Here is a 12,867-nt window from a genome sequence, read left to right as displayed (position 1 = left end):
CATGCCTTCCGAACTTTCCACGCCGTCCGGTTCTGCAATGGGAGTGAGCCGCGCGCACCGCTTCGCTGAAACCCTGCTCAATCAGGCCGGCCTCAGCCTAGAGGGACAGGCGCACTGGGATATGCGCCTGAACAACCCGGATGTTCCGCAGCGAGCTCTAGCCGAAGGCAACCTCGGCCTGGGCGAAGCCTACATGGATGGTGACTGGGATTGCGATCAACTCGACGAATTCTTCTCCCGCCTGCTTCGCTCGGGCGTAGCCGATCGGGTCAGCCCCGCCGCGCTGATCTTCCATGCCCTGCAGGCACGCCTGCTCAACCGACAAACCGGGCGGCGGGCCTGGGACGTTGGCACGCGGCACTACGATCTGGGCAACGACTTCTATGCGGCCATGCTGGATCCGCTCATGACCTACACCTGCGGATACTGGAAAGACGCCGAGAATCTTGCCCAGGCTCAGGAGGCCAAACTCGACCTTGTCTGTCGCAAGCTTAATCTGCGGCCCGGAATGCGCGTGCTGGACATCGGCTGCGGCTGGGGCAGTTTCATGGCCTACGCGGCGAAACATTACGAGGTCGAGTGCGTGGGCGTGACCATCTCGCGGGAGCAATGCGAGTGGGCGAAGACACGTCATGCCGGATTACCGCTGGAGTTCCGCCTACAGGACTATCGCGAGCTCGACGAGCGCTTCGAGCGAATCGTCAGCATCGGCATGTTCGAACACGTCGGACGCAAGAATCATCGCGTCTACATGGAAACTGTCGAGCGGTGCCTGGATGACGAGGGCCTGTTCCTGCTCCACACCATTGGCAAGAACAACCGGCACAGCACACCCGACCGCTGGATCGACAAGTACATATTCCCCAATGGGGACCTGCCGTCCATCGGCCAGATCGGAGACGCCGTAGACGGACTCTTCGTGGTCGAGGATCTGCACAATTTCGGCGCCGACTACGACAAGACACTGATGGCCTGGCACCGGCACTTCGAAGAAGCCTGGCCGCGCTTCGCAGTGGAGCTGGGTGAGCGCTTCCGACGCATGTGGCGCTACTACCTGTTGTCCTGCGCCGGAGCCTTCCGTGCCCGGGATATTCAACTCTGGCAGTGGGTGTTGGCCAAGCAAGGAGTAATTGGAGGCTATCAGCGGGTGAGTTGAGCCATCGGGACGGGATAGGCAGCGCGACCGTCATGGGTTGCGCCGCCGCAATGCCATCTGGATCGCGTCCTGGCATCGACGTGTTACACATGCTGACCCAGTATTTCTGCCGTGACCTCACGTACGACTTGCAGTACCAGGCTCAGCTCCTCCGATGGCGGATCGGCTGGATACACCAGATAGGCTGGCAGCCGGAAGTCCGGCGCACCCGGGTGCCGATGCAGTCGCCTTGCGTCCAGCTCACGCCTGACCAGGCGCAATGGGAAATACCCGGAGCCGCCATAAGCCAGGATATGCGTCAGCCCCAGCCAGCCGATATTGGCGCTTAACCCCGCCCCGAGGAAGTCGGGGAACGCGGCACTGTGCCTGCTGGCGAACTCCGGCCCCCAGTCGACATACACATAGCTCTCATCTGGCGGGGTGAGCATCTCGTCGCTCGTGCTCACGTAAACCAGTTGCTCTTCGAGCAGCGCCTCAATTATCAGGCCCGGCCGGCTTTGCGGCGTGTACATCACCGCGAGGCTGGTGCGCCCCTCGATCAGACCTTGGATGAGTTCATCTTCAAAACCCATCTCGGCGCGGATGGCAATGTCAGGCACCGCCCTTCGAATCCGCGGCAGACAAGCAAACAGCAGTTCATCCCACAGCCCGAAACGTCCGCCGATTGTCACCGATGCCCGAAAACCCAAGGCTACCCCAATGTCCTGGCGGGCACGTTCGACGGTACGTACGAGCGTGGTTGCGTAAGGTTGAAAGTTGCGACCTGCCGGGGTCAGCACAGTGCCGGCCTTATTGCGCACAAACAGGCGGCAGCCGAGCTGCTCCTCCAGGGCGGCAATTCTGGCACTAACGGTCGATTGCGTAACGAACAGCCGCGCGGCGGCGTTGCGAAAGTTGCCTGCCGCAATGACCGTTAGAAAGGTTCGGGCAAGTTCCGTATCCATCAGACCTATACCTCCCGTCGGGGGCCAGACCGTCACACCGGCCTTTTGGCTCGCCCCAGCCCCCACCGGGCGGCGTGCCATCGTTTACCAAATAGATTCGGTATCTTCGATATTTATGGCCATTTTTTATCGTTATTCAAATTCATTGGGGCGGCGTAACGTCGGAAGTGACAGCCAAAAACGGCCCCGGCCGAGGAGGTCAAAATGCATCTACTGAGTTCCGAAGATCGACAATCCCTGCGCAGCATTGCGATCGTGTTGATAGGCTTCCTGTTGGTTGTAGCCGTCTTGATCGTCGTCGCGGCGTTCGCGGGCTGACCGCGCGGGAACTGGAAAAATCTGGGGCCGCACCGCCATGATCCGCAGCGGACAACGCCAATGAAGTTTGGATCTGCCCGAGCAGCGGCCTCGTTAAGGCGGACGCCTCGCGCCTCCAAGGCAGGGGCGAGCGACTCGAGGTAGCCGGTGCGTGGCATGCGGGGTCTCCCGCACAACCTGCCGAGAGCCGAGATCTTCAGGTTGCCCCCTTGCCAAATGGTTGCGCCCAGGCAGATAGCCCACACCAGAGGAGTCGCATCATGGCTCAAAGCGATATTCGACCCGCCGGCCCCGACCTGACAAAGGGCGTGCCCTTGTCGAGGGTGCCGGCCGACGGCGTGCTTGTCGGCCACGTCGAAGGCAGTCCCGTCTTGCTAGTGCGACTGGACGATGGCCTGCATGCAGTCAGCGGACTCTGCACTCATTACGGCGCGCCATTGGCCGATGGCCTGGTGGTCAATGACGAGATTCGCTGCCCGTGGCACCACGCCTGTTTCAGCCTGCGTACGGGGGCCGCGCTGCGGGCGCCCGCCTTCGCGGCACTGGCGAGGTGGCGAGTGGAGATCGTCGGCGAATCTGCCTTCGTGCGAGAGGAGGAAACGACCGTGCGCCCCGCGCGACCCCATGCAGCATCCAACCAGCCCGGGCGCATCCTGATTATCGGTGGCGGCGCCGCAGGGTTCGCGGCCGCCGAGCGGCTGCGCGAACTGGGCTACTGCGGCGCATTGTCGATGCTGAGCGCCGACGCTTCGGCGCCCTATGACCGGCCCAATCTGTCTAAGGACTATTTGGCCGGAACAGCCCCGGAAGACTGGATTCCGCTGAGAGATCCGAAGTTCTATGCCGATCGTGAGATTGACCTGCGCCTCGGCTGCGACGTCAGTGCGATTGATACCGGCGCACGAAGGGTGCTAACCCGATCAGGCGAACAGTTGGCTTATGACGCTCTGCTCATCGCCACCGGCGCGGAGCCGCGGCGGCTGCCCATCCCCGGATTCGAGCTGCCCAACGTATTCGTGCTCCGCTCGCTGGCCGATGCCCGGTCAATCATCGACGCTAGCCAGGGCGCGACGTCGGTGGCCCTGGTGGGTGCCGGATTCATTGGTATGGAGGTGGCTGCAGCCCTGCGTGCTCGTGGTCTCCGGGTACATGTGGTGGCACCCGAGGAAGTGCCGCTGGAGCGTGTGCTGGGTCGAGAAGTGGGGGGCTTCATCACCGGCCTGCACCAAGAGCAGGGCGTGCTGTTCCACCTTCGCGCGGCGGCCAAAGGCTTCGACGGCAAGACGCTCACCCTGGCCGACGGGGCGCGGATATCAGCGGACCTGCTGATCGTCGGCGCGGGTGTCGTGCCGCGTACCGAGCTCGCCGCTACAGCCGGATTGGCAGTGCAGGACGGCATCCTCGTCGACACCTACCTGCAGACCTCGGTTGCCGGCCACTTCGCCGCGGGCGATGTCGCGCGCTATCGGTACGGCGCCGACCTGATCCGGGTCGAGCACTGGGTCCATGCCCAGCGCCAGGGCCAGGCTGCCGCAGCCAACATGCTGGGAGCCGCACAGGCGTTCACGGATGTGCCGTACTTCTGGACTCACCACTACGGACTGGACCTTCGTTACAGCGGATACGCGCACGGCTGGGACGAAGTCCGCATCGACGGTACGCTGACGCAGCGGGATTTCACCGCCCGCTACTTCCGTGCAGGAGTACTAGTCGCGGCAGCCTCGGTTGGACGGGATCTGGAAAACCTGACCATCGAGGCGGCGTTGCAGGCTTGAGCACGCCTCTGCCGCGACGGCTACGCCTGCGGCGCTTCGTGCAGGCCTTGCGCGGCACGCGCTGCCCGCGCCGCAGATGACGACTGCCGTACCCGGTTAGCTATTCGCCACCGAGGTGTTCGTTGCCGCCCCCAAAGGGTGCCCGGGCTGGCTCCGTCTGGCCATGGCCCTGGCCGAGCGCAGCAGCGCCGGAATCGACAGGAGGCAGACCAGCGCGGGCACCAGTGTCGCCATCAGCAGCACGCTCTGCAGCGCGCTATCGCTTTGCTCCAGCAGTTGGGTGCCCGCCCCCTGGCGGAACCCGGCCAGTTGCAGGACGAGGCCGCTGAGCCCGGCACCGATAGCCAGGCCGATCTTTTCGCCCCAGATCCACAGCCCGGTGAAGGCACCTTCCTCGGCGATCCCGGTCTCCGCGCGTTGCAGGGCGATGATGTCGGGGACTATGGCGAAGCAGAACAGTTGCTGGCCGGCATTGGCGATGCCGAACAGGATGATGGCGACGGCCAGGCCGAGGGGGCCGTACATCACCAGCCACAGGGAGGCGGTGGCCACCGCGTAGAGCACGGTCGCCAGGACGAAGGCGCGATGCTTGCCTACGCGCCTGGACAGCAGGGTCCAGCACCAGGTGGTGGCGACCGTGAGCAGGGCCATGCCGGCGAAGATGCTGGGAATGGTGCTGTCCTTATTGCCCAGCCAGTACTTGTCGTAGAACGGCAACATCGCCGTGGCAATACTCACGGAGACCATCTGGACGATGAAGCCCAGCCACAGCCAGGTGAATGCCCGGTTGCGAAACGGCGCCAGCATGTTCCTCGGCGGATGGGCGACTGGGCGATGAGTGGGGACGCCGCCGGTGCCGGCGACCGCCCCGGCCATGCCGGCGAACGCGATCAGGCCGATCAGGACTCCCATCTGTGCATAGCCCTGCTCCCCGCCTCCGCTCGCTCCCACCAGCCAGGGCGCCAGGCTCCCCGCGAGCACGAAGCCGACGGCCAGGAAGCCACTGCGCCAGGCGGCGACCCGGGTTCTGGCGTGCGGGTCTTCGGTTGCCTCGGCCAGCAGCGTCGCATAGGGCACGGTGAACAGCGAGTAGGCGGTGGAGGTCAGGGTATAGAAGGCGATCACCCAGGCCAGCGAATACCGCCAGTCATTGAAACTCGGCGGGGCAAACGTAAGGGCAAAGGCGGCCAGGAACATCAGGCTGCCGACGGCCATCAGCGGCCGGCGGCGCCCCCAGCGAGTATGCAGGCGATCGGACCAGCGACCGATCAGCGGATCGCTGAGCAGCTCCCACAGCTTGGGTATCAACAGCCCCCCGCCCGCCATGCCGGCGGGAATGCCCAGGGTTTCGGTCATGAAGAACAGCAGCAGTACCTGGGGCGTCAGGATGAAGATGGCCGGGCCGAAACTACCCAGGCCATAGGCTGGGGCGAAGTAGCGCGACGGGAGATCAGAAGTGCTGGGCATGGCGTTTCCTTAAAGAGTCACAACAGCAAGCCAAGGGCTTTGGCTCGAGCCGCCGCCATCGTCCGGTTGCCGACCTTCAGCTTCGCGTTGATGTGCTTGGCGTGGGTTTTCACGGTGTGCAGGGACAGCGAAAGGATTGAGGCAATCTCGCTGTTGGAGTAACCCTTGGCTATCAGGCCGAGTACCACCAGTTCGCGCTGACTGAGCAACTCCCCTTCCTGTGCCGGCATGCCGGCAGGTGCGCTGTCGGGGTCGGTTTCAGCCCTGGGCTCGGCCGCTGCGGACTGAATGCCCGTGAGCAGGCTGTGCTGCCCCTGATGCAGGGCCATGGCCGCCGCCGAGGCGAGCAGACGCTCCGCCTGGAGCATGTCGCCCTTCATCCGGCGCACCTCTCCCAGGGCGTAGCGGGCCTGACAGACGAGGATGTCGAAAGCATTTCCCTCGGCCCACTTCAGAACCGCATCGAGCAGGCGCCCCGCATCCCCGAAGGAGCCCCTGGAGCACAGCACCTCGGCCTGCAGGAAGCCCAGCAGGGCGTGCAGCTCGGGGAACGAACTGGGCGGCGTGAGGGCGCGCTCGCCCTCGTACTGCTCGCGCAGCCGCGACAGCAGCTGGCCTGCCGGGCCGGAATGGTTGCTGCGCAGCCAGAGCCTGGCAGTGCTCATGCTCAGGACGCCACGGTAGATGACTTCGGCGACGTTCCACGCATGCATCTGGCGCTGCGCGCTGGCCAGGCGCTGCTGCGCCGCAACGAAGTCGCCGGCGTTGCCATCGAGCTGGGCCAGCAGGGCATGGCCGTAGAGGCTCACCGGGCTGCGGCAGGCCTGGGTCAGCAGCAGTCCCTCCTCGAGCACCAGGCGTGCCTGCTGCTCCTGACCGGTGAGGATCAGCAGCCAGCCGCGGCGGATCGACTTGCCGCCCTTGAGCAGCGCGGAACCCGGGTTCTGGGCCAGCAGCAGGTCGATCTGGTCGAGCACCCTGAGCGCCTGGGGCAGGTCGCCGGCGAGTTCGTCGATCTGCGCCTGGTCGAGCATCAGCAGGCACTCGAACAGCGCCTCGCCCTTGCGCCGCGACAATTCGAGCCCCTGCTGCTGCAGCCGCCTGGCCGTGACGATGTCGCCGAGGGCAAGGCTGGCGCGGACCAGACATGACAGGCAGAGGATCATCTGCGCCCAGCGGCCGTCTTGAGCCAGCCCGTCGAGCGTCTGCAAGCCCAGGCTGCAGGCCTTCTGCGCCTGGCCACGTTGCAGCGCCAGTTCGGCGCCCAGGGCCAGGCATAGGTCGCCGTCTCGCTGCCCGAGCAGTTCGACGACGGCTCCGGCCTGATCCAGGCGCCCCCCCAGCAGCAGGGACCTGGCGATGATCTCCAGGGCCTGCGGGTGTTGTTCGAGCCAGTCCGGGCCCAGTTGATCGATGCCCTCCAGGAGGTAGTTGAGGTTCTGCCCGGTATACAACTCGCGCGGGGCGGCCTGCCCCAGGGAAATCAGCGCCCGCGCGGTGTCCGCAGCGGCCAGCGCATAGCGGAAGGCCTCGACGTGAGCGCCGGCAAGATGCAGCCAGTGGCTGGCGGCGAGCAATTGAGCGGCCTGGTCCGGGTAGCGCTCCCGGAGGATCCGCCTGAGTGGCGCGTACAGCGTGAAGCGGTCCTCGGAGCCGGGCAGGCGGCGCAGGAACAGCTGCTGTTCGAGCAGCCGGTTGAGCGCCAGCGGGTCGTCGGCGAGGAAGGCGCAGAGCGGGCCGTCGACGAAGGGTGCCTGGGCGATGACCCGCAGCAGGTCGAGCGCCCGCGCCGACAGGCCGTCCAGCACTTCGTGGTCGAGGTAGTCCTGGATCAGCGCATTTCGGTGCAGCAGGCCGCTGGCACGCTGGCCGGCCGATTGCAACGAGAGCAGGTGCAGACGGATACCGGCAACCCAGCCGTCGCTCTGCCGCTGCAGGCCCTCGGCGGAAATGCTGCGGGTCATGTTCAACCGCGACAGCAGCAATTCGGTCTCGCCGCCGGTAAAAGCCAGCTCATCGCCATCCAGCATGAGCAGGTCGTCGGCCAGCAGCCAGCGGCCGATCTGCCAGGCGGGTCGGCGGCGGGCGCAGACCAGCCACTGCAGGTTGAGCGGGGAGGTCTCGACCAGGCGTTCGAGCCATTTGTCCGCAGCGGCCTCGGCGCTGTAACCGTCCAGCACGACGAGGGCATCGGCATGCCGTTGCAGGGCCTCCTCCACCTGGCCGGGGGAGACCCCGGCGGCGAGGCCGAGCAGCTCGGCGAGCCGACTGCAGAGGTGCCCGAGCCCGTCCGTCGAACTGTGCAGGTCCAGCCACAGTAGCGGCTGCCGGGCCCTCTCGGCGAACTGGCGGGCCAGTTCGCTCTTGCCGAAGCCGGCCGGCGCATGCAGTAGGCGGATGCGCCGACAACGTTCGGGCTCGAGCCGTTCCAGCAGACGAGTGCGCACGACCAGGCCCGGCATTCTCGAGGTGTCGCTTGACGTGGTCATACTGCTCGTCCTCCGGTCGCGGGGTCAGTGGGCGAATGTCACGGTCAGGCCGCAGTCCTGCCCTTCGACGAAGCCGTTCAACAAGGCGAAGAAGGCATCGGCATCGACGACCTGCTCGGGGGAGAATACCCCAGCTCCCTTCACCGCTCCCTGATGCAGCAGCGGCAGGAACAACGCATGGGGGATACCGGTGACCGCGCTCATGCCTCCGCTTGGCACATGCTTCAGGCGCGCTCCGGCGCGCGCCGGCCGGCCGTCCTTGAGGCCGCTGGCATAAGCCAGGATGCCCGGCGCGTCGGGACCTTCATGCTCCTGCAGGCGCTGTCGGCGCTTCTCGCGGCCACCGTCGCTGGTCAGCAGGGCAGCGGCCTGCTCCAAGCTCATCGCGCCGGCGCGTACTTGTTCCGCCAACTGGCGCAGGTCGTCGATGATGGTTTCGACACCGAGCATGCCGTTCAGGCAGTGGTGCAGACCGGTGTAGTGGCGCGGCAGGGTGACCGCCTCCGGGTGGCCGATGGTCCAGATATCCAGTTTGCCGACGCCCGGGTAGTCGAAGCCGCAATGCTCCAGCGGCAAGCGGTCCTCGACGCGACCGTCGCGCACCAGCGGAATCCTCTCGGTGAGGCAGTGCACCAGGTGCACTGCCGCCGCGTCGGTATTGGCCTCGTTCTCGTCGAAGAAACCATCATCCTCGTTGTGGGCATTGGACAGGCGCCAGGCCGAGTACAGTTCGTGCACTTCGTCCAGTTGCTCGGCAGCCTTGACTGCCAGCAGGTTGGCGATGCCAGGGCTGGCACCGAGCCCGATGACCGCTGTGACGCCCTGGCGCCTCGCCTCCTCGTCGAGGGCGAGCATGTCCAGGGTCGGCTCCCAGTCATCGCAGATGTCGCAGTAGTTCTTGCCTTCGGCGATGGCTGCACGCAGCACCGGCAGGCCAAACCGGAAGAACGGGCCGGCGGAGTTGAGGACCACGTCGCACTGGCGGATCGCCTGGCGCAGGGCGTTCTCGTCGGTGATGTCCAGGTAGATTGCGCGGATGCGCGGGTCGTTCAACGACCGGGCGAAGCGGTCGGCACGCTCATGGTCGATGCCGGCCAGGACGATCTCCTCGACGAACGGGAATCCCAGTGCGGTGCGGGCCGTGGTTCTTCCCATGCCGCCGCCGCCACCGATGGACAAAACTTTCATTAGGCCTCTCCTGCCTGATTGCGATTGGTTGGCCGAAGCGAAGTGCTCCGGCCTGATGGAGTGATTTCAGCGCACGCCGCTCTTGCGCAGCGCCGAAGGGGTGTAGTCGCTCATCCGCGCTTTGAAGCCATATTCGAAGTTGCGCGCCTCCTCGTTCTTCATGCCCAGCGCCAGATAGCGGCCTGCCTGCAGGTCGTAGAGGGCTTCGAGGGTGTAACCCATGTGCTGATGGTCGAAGTACTGCTGGGCATGCCCTTCACCTACGCGCCACAGTTGCCCCCGCCCGTCGAAGTGATCGGCCAAAGCGATCTGCCAGCTGTCCTCGTCGACGTAGAACACTCGCTTGGCGTAGATATTGCGCTGGCCTTCCTTGAGAGTCGCCTCGACCACCCAGACCCGATGCAGCTCGTAGCGCGCCAGATCCTGGTTGATGTGGCCAGCCTTGATGACCTGCTCGTACTTGAGCGCGGGAGAGTCCAACTCATAGCTGTTGTAGGGGATGTAAACCTCGCGCTTACCCAGCAGCTTCCAGTCGTAACGATCCATTGCCCCGCCGAACATGTCGAAGTTGTCGGTGGTGCGCAGTCCATCCGAGGCGGTACCGGGACCGTCGTACGCCACCTGCGGGGCTCGCCGGACGCGGCGCTGGCCAGAGTTGTAGACCCAGGCAAGACGCGGCTCCTTCAACTGGTCGAGTGTCTCGTACACCAGCAGCACGTTTCCGGCCAGGCGCGCTGGGGCAGTCACCTTCTGCTTGAACAGTTGCAGCAGGTTTTGTGCTCGCGCAGGCTCGATGCCCTCGGCCTGAGCCGGTTCGACAATTTCCTCCTCGAAATGCACGGTGGTGAAGTCGCCATTCACCTGGGGCGTTACCTGGGTGATCCAGCGCCGGAAATTGCCTCCGTGATAGCGGGCCTGGTGGTTCCATATCACCTCGGTACCCGTCTTAGGTAGCGGGAACGGGTAGTAGCTGGTGGTGAAGTTTTCGATGCTCAGTCCGTTCGAACCAAGTTTGGTGACCTCGGCATTGGTGGCGGCAGCCCTATAAAGACGCTCAGGCAAGGCGAGCGTGCGGTGGGTCGGATACACGGGCAGGCGATAGGTTTCCGGATAGCGGCGCAGCATCGCCAACTGCCCTTCGCTGAGGTGCTCGCTGTATCGATCGGCGTTCTGTGCAGTGATCACGAACAGCGGCTTCTCGCCGGCAAAAGGGTTGGAAAGAAAGCCCTTGCCATCGACACTGGCCGCGTCGATTGGCAAACCTCCGGTCCATGCGGGAATAGTCCCCTCTTTGTTGCCGGCCTTCTCGGCCCCCAGGGGAGTGAGGCCAGTGAAATCAGCCGCAACCACTGGCAGGCTGGAGCCGCCCATGACCAGCCAGGCGAAAGGCAACCATAAATGCATTCTCATGGCGTTTTCCTCTAGTTAGAAGCTGACACTGACGCTGGCTGCGACATAGTCGCGGTCAGTAGTCGGATTGAACTCGCCACCGAAGAAATCGGTGTAGGAAAGCGTGGCGCTGTAGCGGTTCTGGTAGCTGGCGTTGAGCGCCAGGTACACCGATTTGGCGCCCTCGTTGAAGTTGGGGCCATAGCCATCTACGTCGTGGGACCAGGCAATCTCAGGCGTGAGGTTGATGCCGGCAATGACGTTGCTGTATTCCAGGCTGGTAGCCAGGCGGTACCCCCAGGAGCCACTGGTATAGAAACCGTGGCCATTACAGTTGTCGGAGTTGTCGGTATTCAGAAGCCCCTCGCAGAGACCCGGGACACCCACTTCCCCGTAGCCGTAAATGGAGTCGCGGCCAAAGCGCAGTTCTCCGGGCCCGCTCTTCAGGCCACTGATGCGGTTGTAAGCCACCTCTCCCAGGAGCGACATACGCTCCGCACCCGCGATCTGATCAATGAAGTGGATCGCTGCCAGTTGCACCTGGCTGACCGGCATACGCTTGTAGCCCGCCATGTAGGCGCCGGGTCGCAGAGGACCGTTCTGGATCACCGAGGGGCTGATTGGCTGCCCTACCCCACCCCAGGCCGGCGGAAGGCCGGTCACCGAGTCGAGCCCGAGTGCGGCGAATGTGAGGTCTGTGCTATTGAGCTGCAGCGGCATGTTCGGCCGGTAGCTGAACTCCCCGCTAACCGAAGTGCTCCCGAGGGTGGTCTGGAAGCTCAGTCCATACAGGCGCATGTCCTCGGGGTACTCGATGAGGTAACCGGCCTTGGGCGAGTTGCCGACCAGGTTGGGATCAAAGCCCGGATCGGTCACATCCAGCACCGAACTGCTCGCGACGCTGTAAACGGGCATCCGGCTATGCAGGTTCATGGCATAGAGGCCGATTTCGGTGTCGTTCAGCTCAGGCACGAACCAGCGCAGCGCCACACCGTACTGCCCACCATCGCGAGCATCACGGTCCTTAAGGCGCGGGATGAACAGGTTGCCGGCATTGTTCGGGTTGAAGTCGCTGCCGAAGATCAGATTGCGATCATTGCAGCCATCGGCCACCACATCTGTACCCGAGAAGAAAGTGCCGCAGTTGTCGACCACGGTCTTGTCCCATTCGAGCTGGTAGAAGGCCTCCATGGACAGATTGTTGGCCAAGTCTTGGCCGAGATAGAACATGTTGACCGGGATCAGGCCCTCCTTGATCTCCGCGCCTGGGCGGCGGAAGGCGGCCACGTCGATGGGGTTGATCTGGTTGACGCCGCGGATGAACAGGTTCTCGCCCCAGCTGACCACCTGTTTGCCGAGGCGCGCTGTGCCGGCCAGCTCGTTGATTTCGTAGCCGGTATAGACGAAGGCGTCGAGAATCTCCGCACCCGAGGCTTTGGCGCTGCGGGCCCGGCCGCTGTCGTCAATGTCGTAAAGCCGCTGGTGACCATCCTTCAGCTCGAAGTCGTACCAGTACTTGCCCCGCAGAAATACACCGCTGTCGCCGTACTTCAGCTCCAGATCGTGAACGCCCTTGAAGGTATTGGAGATCAGGTCGTGTTTCTTGAAGTTCAAGCGACCGTCGTCGGACGACAGGGTCGATGCCGTCCCGCCGTTACCGACGCCAACGAAGTCCCGATCCGGATCACGCAGGGCCCAGCTCGCACCGACGGAAAGGGTGCTGTCGAAGCTCCCCTGGATCGCCCCGACATCAAAGTTCAGAGCCTGTGCCTGAGTGCCCAGGGTCAGAGAAATCAGCGACAGCAATATGGGTTGTCGCCGTATTGTCTTTATTGTTCTTAATCTCATAGCGCCTCCTGTGAAGGGGATGCCCCTCGGAGACGCCAGATTCGCAGTCACAACGTAGTAGAGAGAATGCCTCTTAGTAGGTATTCGCCACTCCCTCCCTCGTGTGATGCTTCAAAAATAACAGTAAGTATGTCTCCGGCCGACGCACCTACCAGTCCCTCCAACTGGCGGTATGGTGTCCACCTGCTGGGTGGACACCATTTAAAGCCCCTTGCGGAGGATCTCTCGTGGCAGGCCAACGCCACTCCTACTCCAAACCCCGAATCCCTAGCTGCTATACCGACGTTCAGGCG

General features: G+C 64.1%; 8 protein-coding genes. 2 read left to right on the top strand and 6 right to left on the bottom strand.

Annotated features, from left to right (window positions below):
- Position 1 precedes the first annotated feature (1 nt).
- Entirely contained in the window at positions 2-1,156 is a 1,155-nt protein-coding gene (gene cfa, locus PJW05_RS02765; protein ID WP_108240760.1) for a cyclopropane fatty acyl phospholipid synthase, read from the top strand.
- Between the two features lie 83 nt (positions 1,157-1,239).
- On the opposite strand, the gene PJW05_RS02760 is transcribed toward cfa, so the two are convergent.
- On the bottom strand, positions 1,240-2,100 hold the full coding sequence (locus PJW05_RS02760) for a LysR family transcriptional regulator (protein WP_108240759.1): 861 nt from the start codon (positions 2,098-2,100) through the stop codon (positions 1,240-1,242).
- 578 nt (positions 2,101-2,678) lie between these two features.
- Here PJW05_RS02760 and PJW05_RS02755 point away from each other — a divergent pair.
- Complete coding sequence (locus PJW05_RS02755; RefSeq protein ID WP_108240758.1) at positions 2,679-4,193, top strand: FAD-dependent oxidoreductase; 1,515 nt, start codon at positions 2,679-2,681, stop codon at positions 4,191-4,193.
- 96 nt (positions 4,194-4,289) lie between these two features.
- Here PJW05_RS02755 and PJW05_RS02750 read toward each other — a convergent pair whose 3' ends face one another.
- The 5 genes from PJW05_RS02750 to PJW05_RS02730 form a co-directional block, all read right to left on the bottom strand.
- Positions 4,290-5,660: an MFS transporter gene (locus PJW05_RS02750; RefSeq protein ID WP_108240757.1), complete on the bottom strand. Its 1,371-nt coding sequence runs from the start codon at positions 5,658-5,660 to the stop codon at positions 4,290-4,292.
- 17 nt (positions 5,661-5,677) lie between these two features.
- On the bottom strand, positions 5,678-8,149 hold the full coding sequence (locus tag PJW05_RS02745) for a helix-turn-helix transcriptional regulator (RefSeq protein WP_108240756.1): 2,472 nt from the start codon (positions 8,147-8,149) through the stop codon (positions 5,678-5,680).
- A gap of 24 nt (positions 8,150-8,173) precedes the next feature.
- A complete protein-coding gene (locus PJW05_RS02740; protein ID WP_108240755.1) occupies positions 8,174-9,337 on the bottom strand; it encodes a saccharopine dehydrogenase family protein in 1,164 nt (387 codons plus the stop codon).
- A gap of 66 nt (positions 9,338-9,403) precedes the next feature.
- Positions 9,404-10,708, bottom strand: a complete 1,305-nt coding sequence (locus PJW05_RS02735) for a DUF1329 domain-containing protein (protein ID WP_226923107.1) — start codon at positions 10,706-10,708, stop codon at positions 9,404-9,406.
- 54 nt (positions 10,709-10,762) lie between these two features.
- Positions 10,763-12,574, bottom strand: coding sequence for a DUF1302 domain-containing protein (locus tag PJW05_RS02730; RefSeq protein ID WP_108240753.1), 1,812 nt, complete (start codon positions 12,572-12,574; stop codon positions 10,763-10,765).
- Between the last annotated feature and the right edge of the window lie 293 nt (positions 12,575-12,867).

The organism is Pseudomonas sp. Q1-7, from assembly GCF_028010285.1.
GTDB lineage: Bacteria > Pseudomonadota > Gammaproteobacteria > Pseudomonadales > Pseudomonadaceae > Metapseudomonas.
The sequence above is the reverse complement of the archived record's forward strand: the minus strand, read 5'-3'. Positions and strand labels throughout refer to the sequence as shown.